Source organism: Ectopseudomonas khazarica (genome assembly GCF_017915135.1).
GTDB lineage: Bacteria > Pseudomonadota > Gammaproteobacteria > Pseudomonadales > Pseudomonadaceae > Aquipseudomonas > Aquipseudomonas khazarica.
Window position 1 is genome coordinate 2,523,825 of the sequence record NZ_CP068551.1, and the last position, 16,545, is coordinate 2,540,369.

The following is a 16,545-nucleotide window of genomic DNA, read 5'->3' on the forward strand; positions in this document are numbered from 1 at the left end:
CCCCGGCACGGGGCCGGGGTTCTTTTCACGCTCAAGCCCTATCAGGCGTTCAGCGAGGCCAGGGCGGCGTTGAAGGTGTTGCTGGGGCGCATCACCTTGCTGGTCAGCTCGGGGTTGGAGCGGTAGTAGCCGCCGATGTCGGCCGGCTTGCCCTGTACGGCAGCCAGTTCGGCAACGATGGTGGCTTCCTGCTCGGTGAGCTGCTTGGCCAGCGGTGCGAAGTGAGCCTTCAGGGCTGCGTCGTCGTCCTGGGCGGCCAGGGCCTGGGCCCAGTACAGGGCCAGGTAGAAGTGGCTGCCGCGGTTGTCGATTTCACCGACCTTGCGCGCCGGGGACTTGTTGTTGTCCAGCAGCTTGCCAGTGGCCTGGTCCAGGGTCTTGCCGAGAACCTTGGCCTTGGCGTTGCTGGTCTTGATCCCGGTTTCTTCCAGGGACACGGCCAGGGCCAGGAACTCACCGAGCGAATCCCAGCGCAGGTAGTTCTCTTCGACCAGCTGCTGCACGTGCTTGGGTGCCGAGCCGCCGGCGCCGGTTTCGTACATGCCGCCGCCCGCCATCAGCGGAACGATGGACAGCATCTTGGCCGAGGTGCCCAGCTCCATGATCGGGAACAGGTCGGTCAGGTAGTCACGCAGGACGTTGCCGGTCACCGAGATGGTGTCCTGGCCGCGAATCTGGCGCTCCATGCTGGCACGGATGGCTTCGTTGTAGCCCATGATGCTGATGTCCAGGCCGGTCAGGTCGTGGTCCTGCAGGTACAGCTCGACCTTCTTGCGCAGTTCGCAGTCGTGGGCGCGCTCCGGGTCCAGCCAGAAGATGGCCGGGGTGGCGGATTGACGGGCGCGGGTGACGGCCAGCTTGACCCAGTCGCGGATCGGCGCATCCTTGGTCTGGCAGGCACGCCAGATGTCACCGGCTTCGACTTCGTGCTGCATCAGCACGCTGCCGTCGGCAGCGACGACGCGCATGGTGCCGTCGGCGGTCATTTCGAAGGTCTTGTCGTGAGAGCCGTACTCTTCGGCTTTCTGCGCCATCAGGCCGACGTTCGGTACGGTGCCCATGGTGGTCGGGTCGAACGCGCCGTTGGTTTTGCAGAAGTTGATCATCTCCTGGTAGATGCGCGCGTAGGTGCTCTCCGGCATGACGGCCTTGGTGTCTTTCTGCTTGCCGTCCTTGCCCCACATCTGACCGGAGTTGCGGATCATCGCCGGCATCGAGGCGTCGACGATCACGTCGCTCGGGATGTGCAGGTTGGTGATGCCCTTGACCGAGTCGACCATGGCCATTTCCGGGCGATGGGCGTAGACCTCGTGGATGTCGTGAAGGATTTCTTCCTGCTGCGAGGCCGGCAGCGACTTGATCTTGTCGTAGACGCTGCTGATGCCGTTGTTCGGGTTGACGCCCAGCTCCTTGAACAGGTCGCCGTACTTGTCGAACACGTCCTTGTAGTAGACGCTGACGGCATGGCCGAAGACGATCGGGTGGGAGACCTTCATCATGGTCGCCTTGACGTGCAGGGACCACATCACGCCGGTCTCCTTGCAGTCCTGCAGGGTCTTCTCGAAGAAGTCACGCAGCTTGCGGCAGCTCATGAACATGCTGTCGAACACTTCGCCTTCCTGCAGGGCGAGTTGCTTCTTGACTTCGACCTTGCCGTCCTTGCCGACGAACTCGATGCGCACGTCACCGGCCTTGGCCATGGTGATCGATTGCTCGCTGGAGAAGAAGTCGCCGCCGCGCATGTAGTCGGCGTGGGACTGCGAGGCCATGCTCCACTTGCCCATGCTGTGCGGGTGCTTGCGGGCGTAGGCCTTGACGGCGGCCGGGGCGCGGCGGTCGGAGTTGCCTTCACGCAGGACCGGGTTCACGGCGCTGCCCAGGACCTTGGCGTAACGCGCGCGAACTTCTTTGTCTTCTTCGCTCTGCGGGTCTTCCGGGAAACTGGGGATGGCGTAGCCCTGCGCCTGCAGTTCGGCGATGGCAGCCTTGAGCTGCGGCACGGAGGCGCTGATGTTCGGCAGCTTGATGATGTTGGCGTCGGCCTGCAGGGTCAGTTCGGCCAGTTTGGCGAGGTCGTCGTCGATGCGCTTGTCGGCGTCCAGGCGGTCGGCAAAGCTTGCCAGGATCCGTCCAGCAAGAGAGATGTCGCGGGTTTCAACGGAGATGTCAGCCGAGGCGGCAAAGGCTTCCACAATGGGCAGAAGCGAGTAGGTGGCAAGGGCTGGAGCTTCGTCAGTGAAGGTGTAGATGATCTTCGAAGGGGTGGACATTTAGGGTTAACTCTCTTCTTTGCTGAGCGCGCATAGAAACTCGACCTGCGCGGGTAGGCGCTTGAGCCCCAGGATGGTGGGGCCGGGTCGAGGACTCGCCGCGGTGATGTTGGATGCACCCGTAGAGTGTCGAGCATTTCGAACCGACAGGCAGTGGTGGCCGTCTACCGGTTGCAAGAGGCTGCTGTCTGGTTCCAGTCAGGTCGCCCCTTATGACTCGTTAGTCACCTAAGCAGTATACCACTGCGGCACCTCGCCGCAGAATGCCCAGTTGAATAAGACCTTCGCACATGTGTCTCGCCAAGCGGTTTGCGCTACTCTCGGGGATGCACACTGTCTAACCACAAGATGGAGTCCAGCATGGGATACCAAAAGATCCAGGTGCCAGCCAGCGGTGACAAAATCACCGTCAACGCCGATATGTCACTGAATGTACCGAACAACCCCATCATCCCGTTCATCGAGGGTGATGGCATCGGCGTCGATATTTCTCCGGTGATGATCAAGGTCGTCGACGCGGCCGTCGAGAAAGCCTATGGCGGCACCCGCAAGATCTCCTGGATGGAAGTTTACGCCGGCGAGAAGGCCACCCAGGTCTACGACCAGGACACCTGGCTGCCGAAAGAAACCCTGGAGGCCGTGCGTGATTACGTGGTCTCGATCAAGGGGCCGCTGACCACGCCTGTCGGTGGCGGCATCCGTTCGCTCAACGTGGCCCTGCGCCAGGAGCTCGACCTGTACGTCTGCCTGCGCCCGGTGCGCTGGTTCGAGGGCGTGCCCAGCCCGGTGAAGAAGCCGGGCGACGTGGATATGGTGATCTTCCGCGAGAACTCCGAAGACATCTATGCCGGTGTCGAGTGGAAGGCCGGCAGCGCCGAGGCGGAGAAGGTCATCAAGTTCCTCACCGAGGAAATGGGCGTCAAGAAGATCCGCTTCACCGACATGTGCGGCATCGGCATCAAGCCGGTTTCCGAGGCGGGCACCAAGCGTCTGGTGCGCAAGGCACTGCAGTATGCGGTCGACAACGATCGTGGCTCGGTGACCCTGGTGCACAAGGGCAACATCATGAAGTTCACCGAAGGTGCCTTCAAGGAGTGGGGCTACGAGATTGCCCGTGAGGAGTTCGGCGCCGAACTGCTCGATGGCGGCCCGTGGATGCAGTTCAAGAACCCGAAGACCGGCAAGAACATCGTGGTCAAGGACGTGATCGCCGACGCCATGCTGCAGCAGATCCTGCTGCGCCCGGCCGAGTATGACGTGATCGCCACGCTCAACCTCAACGGTGACTACCTGTCCGACGCCCTGGCGGCCGAGGTCGGGGGCATCGGCATCGCGCCGGGGGCCAACCTGTCGGATTCGGTGGCAATGTTCGAGGCCACTCACGGTACTGCGCCTAAGTACGCCGGCCAGGACAAGGTCAACCCGGGTTCGGTCATCCTCTCGGCTGAGATGATGCTGCGCCACATGGGCTGGGGCGAGGCCGCCGACCTGATCATCAAGGGCACCAATGGCGCGATCGCGGCCAGGACTGTCACTTATGACTTCGAGCGCCTGATGGAGGGTGCGACCCTGCTGTCGTGCTCCGAGTTCGGTGACGCGATGATCAGCCACATGTGATCGGATACTCGATCAGCGCATGAAAAAAAGGCCGGTCACATGACCGGCCTTCTTGTGGCGATTTGCCAGGATGCTCAGACTTCGACAGTGCTCGCGATATCTTGCGCCTGGGGTACGGCCGCTGGGGCGTCCTGAGTGGCGGTCACCGCGCTGATATTGATGGCATGCAGTCCTTTGGGACCCTGCACGATCTCGAAGCGGACCGGCTGGCCGGCCTTGAGCGTTTTATAACCGTCCATCTGGATGGCCGAGTAGTGGGCGAACAGGTCCTCATCTCGGCCGTCGGCCAGGATGAATCCATAGCCTTTGGCGTTGTTGAACCACTTGACCTTACCGCTGAGCATGCTGATATCCCTCTGCAAAGGACTCCATCTCTGGAGTATCATCCACTTCGATTCCGCGCGATAACCGACCAGGCTGGGCGAAGGCGTGGAACCCCTGATACCCACTAGTGGGTATTCATTGGTTGTAACACCCTTTTGCCGATAGTCAAGGCTATACGGCGGATGGCTGAGAACTCAGTCAAACTCCCTCTAGCATCCCAGTTCGCCCAGCCCTGAACCTCTGAATTCAGCATGCATGCAAGTAGCCAGATTCGACTAACATTCAATCAGGATCACCCGGCAGAGCATGAGGATGACTCCTCTGGTATCGCTGTTCAGGAATCCAAGCCAGCACTGCAGGCACCACCGATGTACAAGGTGGTCCTATTCAATGACGACTACACACCGATGGACTTCGTCGTCGAAATACTTGAAACCTTTTTCGGCATGAACCGGGAGCTGGCGACCAAGATCATGCTGACCGTCCATACAGAGGGGCGTGCGGTGTGTGGGGTTTACACGCGCGACATTGCGGAGACCAAGGCCATGCAGGTCAACCAATATGCGCGTGAGAGCCAGCATCCGCTACTCTGTGAAATAGAGAAGGACGGTTAACGCCGGCCACTTGGGTATGAGGTGAAGCTATGTTGAATCGAGAGCTCGAAGTCACCCTCAATCTGGCTTTCAAGGAGGCCCGTGCAAAACGTCATGAGTTCATGACGGTCGAGCACCTGCTGCTGGCCCTGCTGGATAACGAGGCCGCCGCCAGTGTTCTAAGGGCCTGTGGGGCCAACCTCGACAAGCTGCGCCATGACCTGCAGGAATTCATCGACTCCACCACTCCGTTGATTCCCCAGCACGACGAGGAGCGCGAGACTCAGCCGACCCTGGGCTTCCAGCGCGTGCTGCAGCGCGCGGTGTTCCACGTGCAGAGCTCCGGCAAGCGTGAAGTCACCGGTGCCAATGTGCTGGTGGCGATTTTCAGCGAGCAGGAAAGCCAGGCGGTGTTCCTGCTCAAGCAGCAGAGCGTGGCCCGTATCGACGTGGTCAACTACATCGCCCATGGCATCTCCAAGGTGCCGGGGCATGGTGATCACCACGAAAGCGATCAGGACATGCAGGATGAGGAGGGCGGTGATTCCGCTACCTCCGGCAATCCGCTCGATGCCTATGCCAGCAACCTCAACGAGCTTGCGCGCCAGGGGCGGATCGATCCGCTGGTGGGGCGCGAGCACGAGGTCGAGCGCGTGGCGCAGATCCTCGCGCGTCGGCGCAAGAACAACCCGCTGCTGGTCGGTGAGGCCGGTGTCGGCAAGACCGCCATCGCCGAGGGCCTGGCCAAGCGCATCGTCGACGAACAGGTGCCTGACCTGCTTGCCGACAGCGTGGTCTACTCGCTGGACCTGGGCGCCTTGCTCGCGGGCACCAAGTACCGTGGCGACTTCGAGAAGCGCTTCAAATCGCTGCTCAACGAGCTGCGCAAGCGTCCGCACGCCATCCTCTTCATCGATGAGATCCACACCATCATCGGTGCCGGGGCCGCATCCGGCGGGGTGATGGATGCTTCCAACCTGCTCAAGCCGCTGCTGTCCTCCGGCGAGATCCGCTGCATCGGTTCGACCACCTTCCAGGAATTTCGCGGCATCTTCGAGAAGGATCGCGCACTGGCGCGGCGCTTCCAGAAGGTCGACGTGGTTGAGCCTTCGGTGGATGACACTTACGGCATCCTCAAGGGGCTCAAGGCCCGCTTCGAGCAGCACCATCACATCGAATACAGCGATGAGGCGCTGCGTGCGGCGGCCGAGCTGGCGGCGCGCTACATCAACGACCGCCATATGCCGGACAAGGCCATCGACGTGATCGACGAGGCGGGCGCCTACCAGCGCCTGCAGCCGGAAGACAAGCGTCTGGCCCGCATCGACGTGGCGCAGGTCGAGGACATCGTCGCCAAGATCGCGCGGATTCCGCCAAAGCACGTGTCCAGCTCCGACAAGGAGCTGCTGCGAAACCTGGAGCGCGACCTCAAGCTCACCGTATTCGGTCAGGATGCCGCCATCGACTCGCTGGCCACCGCGATCAAGCTGTCGCGGGCCGGCCTCAAGGCACCGGACAAGCCGGTCGGCTCCTTCCTGTTCGCCGGCCCCACCGGGGTGGGCAAGACCGAGGCCGCGCGGCAGCTGGCCAAGGCCATGGGGATCGAGCTGGTGCGCTTCGACATGTCCGAGTACATGGAGCGGCATACCGTGTCGCGCCTGATTGGCGCGCCGCCCGGCTACGTCGGTTTCGATCAGGGTGGCCTGCTGACCGAGGCGATCACCAAGCAGCCGCATTGCGTGCTGCTGCTCGACGAGATCGAAAAGGCGCACCCGGAAGTCTTCAACCTGCTGCTGCAGGTGATGGACCACGGCACGCTGACCGACAACAACGGGCGCAAGGCGGATTTCCGCAACGTGATCCTGATCATGACCACCAATGCCGGTGCGGAAACCGCATCGCGTGCGTCGATCGGCTTCACGCAGCAGGATCACTCCACCGATGCCATGGAAGTCATCAAGAAGAGCTTCACGCCGGAGTTCCGCAACCGCCTGGATACCATCATCCAGTTCGGCCGTCTGAGCCACGAAGTGATCAAGAGCATCGTCGACAAGTTCCTCACCGAACTGCAGGCGCAGCTGGAGGACAAGCGGGTCACGCTCGAAGTCAGCGACGCGGCGCGCAGCTGGCTGGCCGAACGTGGCTACGACGTGATGATGGGGGCCAGGCCGATGGCGCGACTGATCCAGGACAAGATCAAGCGTCCGCTGGCGGAGGAAATCCTGTTTGGCGAGCTGGCCGAGCATGGCGGTGTGGTGCACATCGACATTCGCGATGGCGAGCCAAGCTTCGAGTTCGAGACGACGGCGGAAGTCGCCTGATCGGGATGCGGCGGTGTAGGCCAGGGAGGCCCGCGCTGCACGCGCAAACGAAAACGCCCGGCAGTCGCCGGGCGTTTTCGTTTGGTGCTTGGCTTAGCGGGCGCGGTAGGTGATGCGGCCCTTGCTCAAGTCATAAGGTGTCAGCTCGACGCGCACCTTGTCACCAGTGAGAATGCGGATGTAGTTCTTGCGCATCTTGCCGGAGATGTGCGCGGTAACGACGTGCCCGTTTTCCAACTCCACGCGGAACATGGTGTTGGGCAGGGTGTCGACGACAGTGCCTTCCATTTCGAAGCTGTCTTCTTTCGACATGCAGTAAAGCCCTCGGTATCCAGGAAATGGCCCGGCGCGACTGGCCCCAGGCAAAAGCGGCGTGCATTGTGCCCGAAAACAGGGGGCTGCGCCAAGTGGCTTGGTGCTTTGCCTGGGGCTGAAGGGGCGGGAGGTGCGCTAGGTCAGCCGTGTCCAGCGCTGATTGACGAACAGCTCGATGGGCCGGTACTGGGTCTTGTAGTTCATCTTGCGGCAGTTCTTGATCCAGTAGCCCAGATAGACGGCTTCGAGGCCCAGACGTGCGGTCTCGCCGATCTGCCAGAGAATGGCGAAGCGCCCGAGGCTGCGGCGCTCCTCGTCCGGATCATAGAAGGTGTAGACCGCCGACAGGCCGTTCGGCAGCACGTCGGTGACCGCGATGGCGACCAGTTTGCCGCGCAGGCGGAACTCATAGAAACGAGAAAATGGCAGGTCCCGGACGAGAAAGGTCGAGAACTGGTCGCGACTGGGCGGGTACATGTCGCCATCGGCATGGCGCTGCTCGATGTAGCGAACGTAGAGGGCGTAATACTCTTCGGTGAATGCCGGGCGCACCGAGCGCACGCTGACGTCCTCGTTGCGCTTGAGGATGCGCCGCTGCTGGCGGTTCGGCGTGAACAGCGCTGCCGGGATGCGTGCCGGGATGCAGGCGGTGCACTGCTGGCAGTGTGGGCGGTACAGGTGATCGCCGCTGCGGCGAAAGCCCATTTCCGAAAGTTCGGCGTAGACGAGCACGTCCATGGGCTGACTGGGGTCGAGAAACAGGGTCGTCGCCTGTTCTTCCGGCAGGTAGCTGCATGGATGTGGCTGAGTGGCATAGAACTTCAGGCGGGCCAGCTCGGTCATGGCGGTGTCTCGGGAAAACCTGACTAAGAGTGTATGTCAGGGTTGGCCAGTCGACTAGGCGAGCCAGTCCGCTGCACTGGGCAGGTCGAGGTGGCGCTGCAGGTATTCGGCGAACGTGGCGCGCGGTATGGCCCTGGCGCCGAAGTTGTGCAGGTGCTGCGTGGGCATCTGGCAGTCGATGAGCGCGAAGCCCCATTCATGCAACTTGCCCACCAGGGTGGCGAAACCGACTTTCGAGGCGTTGTCGGCGCGGCTGAACATGGATTCGCCAAAGAACAGTTGTCCCATGGCCAGGCCATAGAGGCCGCCGACCAGCTCGTCGTCGAGCCAGACCTCGACCGAGTGGGCGATGCCGCGCTTATGCAGCTGCAGGTAGGCATCCTGCATGCCCTGGGTGATCCAGGTGCCGTCGGCGTAGCTGCGTGGCCCTGCGCAGGCGTTGATCACAGCCGCGAAATCCTGGTCGAAGCTGACGCGGTAGCGTTGCTGACGCAGCAACTTGGCCAGGCTGCGCGAAACATGCAGTTCGTTGGGGAGCAGCACGGTGCGCGGGTCCGGTGACCACCAGAGGATCGGCTGGCCGTCCTGGAACCAGGGGAAGCAGCCGTGGCGATAGGCGCTGATCAAACGGTCGGCGCTGAGGTCGCCGCCCGCAGCCAGCAGGCCGTTCGGTTCGCGCATGGCCTTGGCCAGTGGCGGGAACTGCAGGGAATCACGTTGCAGCCAGGTCAGCATGCGCGTCCGTCCGCGGGGCAGGGGAGGGCGAGCGGGGTGCTCGCCCTGGTGCCATCAGTTGCTGTCGAGGAACTTCTCGACATCCAGCGCGGCCATGCAGCCGGCGCCGGCCGAAGTGATGGCCTGGCGGTAGACGTGGTCGGCCACGTCGCCGGCAGCGAACACACCCTCGATGCTGGTGGCAGTGGCGTTGCCTTCGCTGCCGCCCTTGATCTTCAGGTAGCCGTCATGCATGTCCAGCTGGCCGACGAACAGCTCGGTGTTCGGCTTGTGGCCAATGGCGATGAACACGCCGGCCAGGGCCAGGTCCTGGGTGCTGCCGTCCTGGGTGCTTTTCAGGCGTACGCCGGTCACGCCGGTCTGGTCGCCCAGCACTTCGTCGAGGGTGTGGTTCCAGTGCAGGCGCATGTTGCCGTTCTCGACCTTGTCGAACAGCTTGTCCTGCAGGATCTTCTCCGAGCGCAGCTTGTCACGGCGGTGCACCAGGTGCACTTCCTTGGCGATGTTCGACAGGTACAGTGCCTCTTCCACAGCGGTGTTGCCGCCGCCGATCACTGCGACCACCTGGTTGCGGTAGAAGAAACCGTCGCAGGTCGCGCAGGCGGAAACGCCCTTGCCGGAGAATGCCTCTTCCGACGGCAGGCCGAGGTACTGGGCGCTGGCGCCGGTGGCGATGATCAGCGCGTCGCAACTATAGGTGCCGCTGTCGCCCTTGAGGACGAAGGGGCGGCTCTGCAACTCTGCGGTGTGGATATGGTCGTAGATGATCTCGGTGTCGAAGCGCTCGGCATGCTTCTGCATGCGCTCCATCAGGGCAGGGCCGGTGAGGCCTTCGACGTCACCCGGCCAGTTGTCCACTTCGGTGGTGGTGGTGAGCTGACCGCCAGGCTGGATGCCGGTAATGACCACGGGTTTGAGATTGGCGCGCGCGGCGTACACGGCGGCGCTATAACCGGCAGGGCCGGAACCCAGGATGATCACGCGTGAATGCTTGACTTCGCTCATAAAAAAACCCCATAAGCCTTTGTCACAAAAGAGAATGCGTGCTCCAATTGAGCCGCATGGAAGCTGCTGGCGGCTATGCTACACCGAAGCAGGGCAAGTGCGGGAGCTTGGCAATTGGCCTGAGCACCAGGCAGGCCCTACAATAGGCCGCTTCCGCGATCAATCATCAGATGGACGCGCCCAGGGCGCAGGAAATGGCTGTTTTGAAGAATTCCACCACCCAGACTATCGATTGGCGTCAGAAACTTCAGTATCGACTGAAGGAAGGCGCCTTGATCGCCCTGGGCGCTATGTGCCTGTACCTGCTGATGGCACTGTTGACCTACAACGCCGCCGATCCGGCCTGGGACAACAGCGTGCAGGTCGAGCGCATCATCAACGCAGGTGGCAGCATTGGCGCCTGGCTCTCCAGCGCGCTGTTCGGTGCGCTGGGCTATTTCGCCTACATCTTCCCGTTGCTGCTGGCGGCCAAGACCTGGCAGGTGTTCCGCACCCGTAACCAACCCTGGCACTGGAATGGCTGGCTGTTTTCCTGGCACAGCATCGGCCTGGTGTTCCTGATTCTCTCTGGCGCCGCACTCGGCGACATCCATTTCGCGGCGGATGCCGGCATGCAGGGCTCCGGTGGTGGCATGCTGGGTGCCAGCCTGGGCGATCTGGCCGTGCATGCGCTGAACGTACAAGGCAGCACCCTGGTATTCCTGGCCCTGTTCCTCTTCGGCCTGACGGTGTTCTCCGACCTGTCCTGGTTCCGCGTGATGGACCTGACCGGCAAGATCACCCTCGATCTGATCGAACTGATCCATGGCGCCATCACGGGCTGGTGGAATGCCCGCAGCGAACGCAAGCAGATGGTCGCGCAACTGCGTGAGCTGGACGACCGCGTCATCGAGGTGGCCGCGCCCGTGGTCGCTGACCGCCGCGAACAGGCCAAGGTCAAGGAGCGCCTGCTCGAACGCGAAGAGTCGCTGAGCAAGCACATGAGCGAGCGCGACAAGCGCCCGGCACCGGTGATCACGCCGCCTGCGCCGCCCAAGGCGGCGGAGCCGAGCAAGCGCGTGCTCAAGGAGAAACAGGCGCCGCTGTTCGTCGATAGCGCCATCGAGGGCAGCCTGCCGCCGATTTCCATCCTCGATGTCGCCGAGAAGAAGCAGAAGCAGTATTCGCCCGAGTCGCTCGAGGCCATGTCACGCCTGCTGGAAATCAAGCTCAAGGAATTCGGCGTCGAGGTGGTGGTGGAGTCCGTGCATCCGGGCCCGGTGATCACCCGTTTCGAAATTCAGCCCGCTGCCGGCGTCAAGGTCAGCCGCATCTCCAACCTGGCCAAGGACCTGGCACGCTCGATGGCCATGGTCAGCGTACGCGTGGTCGAGGTGATTCCCGGCAAGACCACCGTGGGCATCGAGATACCCAACGAAGACCGGCAGATCGTGCGCTTCTCCGAAGTGCTGTCGTCGAGCGAGTACGACGATGCCAAGTCGCCGGTCACCCTGGCCCTCGGGCACGACATCGGCGGACGTCCGGTGATCGCCGACCTGGCCAAGATGCCGCACCTGCTGGTGGCCGGTACCACAGGTTCTGGTAAGTCGGTGGGGGTCAACGCGATGATCCTGTCGGTCCTGTTCAAGTCCACGCCGGAAGAGGCGCGGATGATCATGATCGACCCGAAGATGCTCGAGCTGTCGATCTACGAAGGCATTCCGCACCTGCTGTGCCCGGTCGTGACCGACATGAAGGAGGCCGCCAATGCGTTGCGCTGGTCGGTGGCCGAGATGGAGCGCCGTTACAAGCTGATGGCGGCGATGGGCGTGCGCAACCTGGCGGGCTTCAACCGCAAGGTCAAGGACGGCATCGAAGCCGGCACGCCGCTGACCGATCCACTGTTCCGTCGCGAAAGCATGGAAGACGAGCCGCCGCTGCTCAAGCCGCTGCCCACCATCGTGGTGGTCGTCGACGAGTTCGCCGACATGATGATGATCGTCGGCAAGAAGGTGGAAGAGCTGATCGCACGTATCGCCCAGAAGGCGCGGGCTGCGGGCATTCACCTGATCCTGGCGACCCAGCGCCCTTCGGTGGACGTGATCACCGGTCTGATCAAGGCCAACATTCCGACCCGCATGGCGTTCCAGGTGTCGAGTAAGATCGACTCGCGCACCATTCTCGACCAGGGTGGCGCCGAGCAGTTGCTGGGGCATGGTGACATGCTCTATCTGCCGCCCGGCACCGGCCTGCCGATCCGCGTGCATGGTGCCTTCGTCTCCGACGATGAAGTGCACCGTGTGGTCGAGGCCTGGAAGCAGCGCGGCTCGCCCGACTACATCGAGGACATCCTCGCGGGCGTCGAGGAGGGTGGTGGCAGCGGCTTCGAAGGCGGTGGTGGCGAAGGCGGCGAGGGCAGCGAGGAAGATCCGCTGTACGACGAAGCCGTCAACTTCGTGCTGGAAAGCCGTCGTGCTTCCATCTCTGCAGTGCAGCGCAAGCTGAAGATCGGCTACAACCGCGCCGCGCGGATGATCGAGGCGATGGAGATGGCCGGCGTGGTCAGTTCGATGAACACCAACGGCTCGCGCGAGGTCATCGCGCCCGGGCCGTCGCGCGACTGACTTCGGCATCTCACGGACAAACCGCCCGATTCGCGGTCTACAAGATTCCACGGTCGTTCATGCGGCCGAGCAATGCGAGGTGCGGAGTCATCTCGCCATCCTCACACGGACTAAAGGGGTTCCTATGCGTGTTATTCGCCTGCTGATGCTGGCTGTTCTGAGTTTTACCCTGCTGACTGCCCAGGCTGACGAAGAGGCGGCCACCCAGCGCCTGACCGAGCTGCTCAACCAGGCGCAGACCATCAGTGCGCGCTTTTCGCAACTGACGCTCGATGCCAGCGGCACCCAGTTGCAGGAAACCGCCGGGCAACTGGTGCTCAAGCGCCCGGGGCTGTTCCGCTGGCATACCGACCAGCCGATGGAGCAGCTGCTGGTGTCCAACGGCAAGAAGGTCTGGCTGTACGACCCGGACCTGGAGCAGGTGACCGTGCAGACCCTCGACCAGCGCCTGACCCACACCCCGGCGCTGCTGCTCTCCGGTGACGTGTCGCAGATTCGCGAGAACTTCGATATCGACTATAAGGAAGGCGGCAACGTGGTCGACTTCATCCTCAAGCCCAAGGCCAAGGACAGCCTGTTCGACAGCCTGCGCCTGTCGTTCCGCAATCGCGTGCTCAACGACATGCAGCTGATCGACAGCATTGGTCAGCGCACCAATATCCTGTTCCTCAATGTGAAGATGAACGAGCCGGTCGACGACGGCCTGTTCAGCTTCGACATCCCGCAAGGTGCGGACGTCATCCAGGAGTAAGTGGTGGACCTGTTCGCTCGCCAACCCGTCGCGCAGCCCCTGGCTGCGCGTTTGCGTGCTACCAGCCTGGATGAATACGTCGGCCAGGAGCATGTGCTGGGGCCTGGCAAGCCGCTGCGTGAAGCGCTGGAACAGGGCGCCTTGCATTCGATGATCTTCTGGGGGCCGCCTGGGGTAGGCAAGACCACCCTGGCGCGCCTGCTGGCCAAGGTCAGCGATGCGCATTTCGAGACCATCTCGGCGGTGCTCTCCGGGGTCAAGGAGATTCGCCAGGCGGTCGAGGTGGCGCAGCAGCATGCCGCGCAATATGGCCGTCGCACCATCCTCTTCGTCGACGAGGTGCACCGTTTCAACAAGAGCCAGCAGGATGCCTTCCTGCCCTACGTCGAAGACGGCACGCTGATCTTCATCGGCGCCACCACCGAGAACCCTTCGTTCGAACTGAACAATGCACTGCTGTCGCGCGCCCGCGTCTATGTGCTCAAGAGCCTCGACGAGGCGGCCATGCGCAAGCTGGTGGCGCGCGCGCTGAGCGACCCGAAAGGCCTGGGCGAGCGTCACCTGAGCCTGCCCGAGGAAAGCTTCGCCATGCTCATGGCCGCCGCCGATGGCGATGGCCGGCGCCTGCTCAATTTCCTCGAGAACGCCGCCGACCTGGCCGAGGATGGTGGCGAGATCGCCGTGGCCTCGCTACACAACCTGCTGGGCGATACCCGCCGGCGTTTCGACAAGGGCGGCGAAGCCTTCTACGACCAGATCAGCGCGTTGCACAAGTCCGTCCGCGGCTCCAGCCCCGATGGCGCGCTGTATTGGTTGGCGCGCATGCTCGACGGCGGCTGCGACCCGGCCTACATCTGCCGGCGCATTGTCGCCATGGCCAGCGAAGACGTCGGGAATGCCGACCCGCGTGCGTTGCCGTTGTGTCTGGCCGCCTGGGATGCGGTCAAGCGCCTGGGCAGTCCCGAGGGCGACCTGGCGCTGGCGCAGGCGGTGACTTACCTCGCCTGCGCAGCCAAGAGCAACGCGGTGTATCTGGGGATCAAGGCAGCCAAGCAGGATGTCGCCGAGTTCGGCTCGCTGGAGGTGCCACTGCACCTGCGCAATGCGCCGACCAAGCTGATGCAGCAGCTCGGTTATGGCGAGGAATACCGCTACGCCCACGATGAGCCCAATGCCTACGCCGCTGGCGAAGTGTATTTCCCGGATGAAATGGAGCCGCGCGAGTATTACCAGCCGGTGCCGCGAGGCCTGGAGTCGAAGATTCGCGAGAAGCTCAAGCACCTGCGCAGCCTGGATTCCAGCAGCACCCGACAAAGGAGAAAGAGATGATTCGTGTGGCGCTTGCCGTGGCGGCAGGGGGGGCTGTCGGTTCGCTGATGCGCTTTCTGGTGGCCAGCTGGGTCGCCGGCAACTGGCCGCGGCACTTCTACCTGGCCACGCTCACCGTCAACGTGCTGGGTTGCCTGTTGATCGGTCTGCTGTCCGGCCTGTTCCTCACCCGTACCGACCTGCCACTGGAGCTGCGCACCGGGCTGATCACCGGCGTGCTGGGTGGCTTCACCACGTTTTCGTCCTTCAGCCTGGAGATCATGAAGCTGATGGAGGGCGGGCGCGCACCCGAAGCCTTCGGCTATCTGGCCTTCAGCATCCTTGGCGGTCTGCTGGCAGCCTGGGCCGGCCTGAGTCTGGCCCGATTGGCATCCTGACCCGTTAAGGCTTTACACTCCACAACCCGCGCCAGCTTGCTGGTCATTAACCATTTCGCCGATGTATTGAGACCCGAACATGCTCGACTCCAAACTCGTCCGCACGCAACTCACCGAAATCGCCGAGCGCCTCGCCACCCGTGGCTTCGCACTCGACGTCGCCCGCTTCGAGGCCCTGGAGAGTCAGCGCAAGTCGGTGCAGGTGCGCACCGAACAATTGCAGGCCGAGCGTAACAGTCGTTCCAAGTCCATTGGCCAGGCCAAGGCGCGCGGTGAAGACATCGCGCCGCTGCTGGCGGAAGTGGACCAGATGGGCAGCGACCTGGAAGCCGGCAAGCGCGAGCTCGACGCGATCCAGGGCGAGCTGGACAACCTGCTGCTGAACATCCCCAACCTGCCGCACGAATCCGTGCCGGTCGGCGCCGACGAGGACGAGAACGTCGAGGTCGCGCGCTGGGGGACACCGCGCAGCTTCGACTTCGAGATCAAGGATCACGTCGCCCTGGGCGAGCAGCACGGCTGGCTGGACTTCGAGACTGCCGCCAAGCTCTCCGGTGCCCGTTTCGCCCTGCTGCGCGGCCCCATCGCGCGCCTGCACCGTGCCCTGGCGCAGTTCATGATCAACCTGCACACTGGCGAGCACGGCTACGAAGAGGCCTACACCCCGTACCTAGTGCAGGCGCCGGCGCTGCAGGGCACCGGTCAACTGCCGAAGTTCGAGGAAGACCTGTTCAAGATCGCCCGTGAAGACCAGGCCGATCTGTACCTGATCCCGACCGCCGAAGTGTCGCTGACCAACATCGTCGCCGGCGAAATCCTCGACGCCAAGCAGCTGCCGCTGAAGTTCGTCGCCCACACGCCGTGCTTCCGCAGCGAGGCAGGGGCCTCCGGCCGCGATACGCGCGGCATGATTCGCCAGCACCAGTTCGACAAGGTCGAGATGGTGCAGGTCGTGGAACCGTCGACCTCCTTCGAAGCGCTGGAAGGCATGACGGCCAATGCCGAGCGCGTGCTGCAGTTGCTCGAGCTGCCGTATCGCAAGCTGGCACTGTGCACCGGCGACATGGGCTTCTCTGCGGTCAAGACTTACGACCTGGAAGTCTGGGTGCCGAGCCAGGACAAGTACCGCGAGATTTCCTCCTGCTCCAACTGCGGCGACTTCCAGGCGCGCCGCATGCAGGCGCGTTACCGCAACCCGGAAACCGGCAAGCCGGAGCTGCTGCACACGCTCAATGGTTCCGGCCTGGCCGTGGGCCGCACCCTGGTCGCGGTGCTGGAGAACTACCAGCAGGCCGACGGCAGCATTCGCGTGCCCGAGGTACTCAAGCCCTACATGGGTGGTATCGAAGTGATCGGCTGAGCCGCTCATCGCGATGCATGGAACGGGGCGGCACGGCTGCCCCGTTTTCAATGGCGGCAGGGTGTGCACGACGCATTCTGCGAACCGACCTTCGCTGAGGCT

General features: G+C 63.0%; 14 protein-coding genes. 8 read left to right on the top strand and 6 right to left on the bottom strand.

The genetic code is table 11. The annotated features are described in order from the left end of the window. Positions 1 to 41 precede the first annotated feature (41 nt). Positions 42 to 2,270, bottom strand: a complete 2,229-nt coding sequence (locus tag JLK41_RS11995; RefSeq protein ID WP_210391078.1) for an NADP-dependent isocitrate dehydrogenase — start codon at positions 2,268 to 2,270, stop codon at positions 42 to 44. A gap of 360 nt (positions 2,271 to 2,630) precedes the next feature. Here JLK41_RS11995 and icd point away from each other — a divergent pair, with 360 nt between their 5' ends. Then, positions 2,631 to 3,887 carry an NADP-dependent isocitrate dehydrogenase gene (gene icd, locus JLK41_RS12000; RefSeq protein ID WP_037055905.1) on the top strand — a complete coding sequence of 419 codons (1,257 nt, stop codon included), beginning with the start codon at positions 2,631 to 2,633 and terminating at the stop codon, positions 3,885 to 3,887. 74 nt (positions 3,888 to 3,961) lie between these two features. Here the strand turns inward: icd and cspD are convergent, their stop codons facing one another. Beyond that, positions 3,962 to 4,231, bottom strand: a complete 270-nt coding sequence (gene cspD, locus JLK41_RS12005) for a cold shock domain-containing protein CspD (protein WP_037055906.1) — start codon at positions 4,229 to 4,231, stop codon at positions 3,962 to 3,964. 231 nt (positions 4,232 to 4,462) lie between these two features. Between cspD and clpS the strand changes: the two genes are divergently transcribed. Together clpS and clpA are read left to right on the top strand one after the other, a co-directional pair. Next, on the top strand, positions 4,463 to 4,825 hold the full coding sequence (gene clpS, locus JLK41_RS12010) for an ATP-dependent Clp protease adapter ClpS (RefSeq protein ID WP_037055907.1): 363 nt from the start codon (positions 4,463 to 4,465) through the stop codon (positions 4,823 to 4,825). Between the two features lie 29 nt (positions 4,826 to 4,854). Then, the gene (gene clpA, locus JLK41_RS12015) at positions 4,855 to 7,125 is read left to right on the top strand and encodes an ATP-dependent Clp protease ATP-binding subunit ClpA (protein WP_037055908.1); all 2,271 of its coding nucleotides are present in this window, start codon (positions 4,855 to 4,857) and stop codon (positions 7,123 to 7,125) included. Positions 7,126 to 7,218: 93 nt separating this feature from the next. On the opposite strand, the gene infA is transcribed toward clpA, so the two are convergent. The 4 genes from infA to trxB form a co-directional block, all read right to left on the bottom strand. Beyond that, positions 7,219 to 7,437 (bottom strand): translation initiation factor IF-1, encoded by a 219-nt coding sequence (gene infA / locus JLK41_RS12020; RefSeq protein WP_002553999.1) that lies wholly within the window; start codon positions 7,435 to 7,437, stop codon positions 7,219 to 7,221. 138 nt (positions 7,438 to 7,575) lie between these two features. After that, positions 7,576 to 8,283 (bottom strand): arginyltransferase, encoded by a 708-nt coding sequence (locus JLK41_RS12025; protein ID WP_037055910.1) that lies wholly within the window; start codon positions 8,281 to 8,283, stop codon positions 7,576 to 7,578. A gap of 54 nt (positions 8,284 to 8,337) precedes the next feature. Beyond that, the gene (aat, locus tag JLK41_RS12030; protein WP_210391079.1) at positions 8,338 to 9,018 is read right to left on the bottom strand and encodes a leucyl/phenylalanyl-tRNA--protein transferase; all 681 of its coding nucleotides are present in this window, start codon (positions 9,016 to 9,018) and stop codon (positions 8,338 to 8,340) included. A 54-nt stretch (positions 9,019 to 9,072) separates the two neighbouring features. Then, positions 9,073 to 10,023, bottom strand: coding sequence for a thioredoxin-disulfide reductase (gene trxB / locus JLK41_RS12035; protein WP_037055914.1), 951 nt, complete (start codon positions 10,021 to 10,023; stop codon positions 9,073 to 9,075). Positions 10,024 to 10,217: 194 nt separating this feature from the next. Between trxB and ftsK the strand changes: the two genes are divergently transcribed. The 5 genes from ftsK (at position 10,218) to serS (ending at position 16,443) form a co-directional block, all read left to right on the top strand. After that, positions 10,218 to 12,626: a DNA translocase FtsK gene (gene ftsK, locus JLK41_RS12040; RefSeq protein WP_392492032.1), complete on the top strand. Its 2,409-nt coding sequence runs from the start codon at positions 10,218 to 10,220 to the stop codon at positions 12,624 to 12,626. A gap of 124 nt (positions 12,627 to 12,750) precedes the next feature. Continuing rightward, a complete protein-coding gene (gene lolA / locus JLK41_RS12045) occupies positions 12,751 to 13,377 on the top strand; it encodes an outer membrane lipoprotein periplasmic chaperone LolA (RefSeq protein WP_037055916.1) in 627 nt (208 codons plus the stop codon). A gap of 3 nt (positions 13,378 to 13,380) precedes the next feature. Further along, positions 13,381 to 14,706, top strand: coding sequence for a replication-associated recombination protein A (locus JLK41_RS12050; RefSeq protein ID WP_210391081.1), 1,326 nt, complete (start codon positions 13,381 to 13,383; stop codon positions 14,704 to 14,706). Beyond that, entirely contained in the window at positions 14,703 to 15,083 is a 381-nt protein-coding gene (crcB, locus tag JLK41_RS12055; RefSeq protein ID WP_037055922.1) for a fluoride efflux transporter CrcB, read from the top strand. Before JLK41_RS12050 ends, crcB begins: the two co-directional genes overlap by 4 nt. A gap of 79 nt (positions 15,084 to 15,162) precedes the next feature. Continuing rightward, a complete protein-coding gene (serS, locus tag JLK41_RS12060) occupies positions 15,163 to 16,443 on the top strand; it encodes a serine--tRNA ligase (RefSeq protein WP_210391082.1) in 1,281 nt (426 codons plus the stop codon). Positions 16,444 to 16,545 lie beyond the last annotated feature (102 nt).

What these genes read in the sequence shown, in the direction of transcription:
- clpA (WP_037055908.1), top strand. Translation starts at nt 4,855, where the DNA reads ATGTTGAATCGAGAGCTCGAAGTCACCCTCAATCTGGCTTTCAAGGAG.
- JLK41_RS12025 (WP_037055910.1), bottom strand. Translation starts at nt 8,283, where the DNA reads ATGACCGAGCTGGCCCGCCTGAAGTTCTATGCCACTCAGCCACATCCA.
- infA (WP_002553999.1), bottom strand. Translation starts at nt 7,437, where the DNA reads ATGTCGAAAGAAGACAGCTTCGAAATGGAAGGCACTGTCGTCGACACC.
- trxB (WP_037055914.1), bottom strand. Translation starts at nt 10,023, where the DNA reads ATGAGCGAAGTCAAGCATTCACGCGTGATCATCCTGGGTTCCGGCCCT.
- cspD (WP_037055906.1), bottom strand. Translation starts at nt 4,231, where the DNA reads ATGCTCAGCGGTAAGGTCAAGTGGTTCAACAACGCCAAAGGCTATGGA.
- crcB (WP_037055922.1), top strand. Translation starts at nt 14,703, where the DNA reads ATGATTCGTGTGGCGCTTGCCGTGGCGGCAGGGGGGGCTGTCGGTTCG.
- aat (WP_210391079.1), bottom strand. Translation starts at nt 9,018, where the DNA reads ATGCTGACCTGGCTGCAACGTGATTCCCTGCAGTTCCCGCCACTGGCC.
- lolA (WP_037055916.1), top strand. Translation starts at nt 12,751, where the DNA reads ATGCGTGTTATTCGCCTGCTGATGCTGGCTGTTCTGAGTTTTACCCTG.
- icd (WP_037055905.1), top strand. Translation starts at nt 2,631, where the DNA reads ATGGGATACCAAAAGATCCAGGTGCCAGCCAGCGGTGACAAAATCACC.
- serS (WP_210391082.1), top strand. Translation starts at nt 15,163, where the DNA reads ATGCTCGACTCCAAACTCGTCCGCACGCAACTCACCGAAATCGCCGAG.
- JLK41_RS11995 (WP_210391078.1), bottom strand. Translation starts at nt 2,270, where the DNA reads ATGTCCACCCCTTCGAAGATCATCTACACCTTCACTGACGAAGCTCCA.
- ftsK (WP_392492032.1), top strand. Translation starts at nt 10,218, where the DNA reads ATGGCTGTTTTGAAGAATTCCACCACCCAGACTATCGATTGGCGTCAG.
- clpS (WP_037055907.1), top strand. Translation starts at nt 4,463, where the DNA reads ATGCATGCAAGTAGCCAGATTCGACTAACATTCAATCAGGATCACCCG.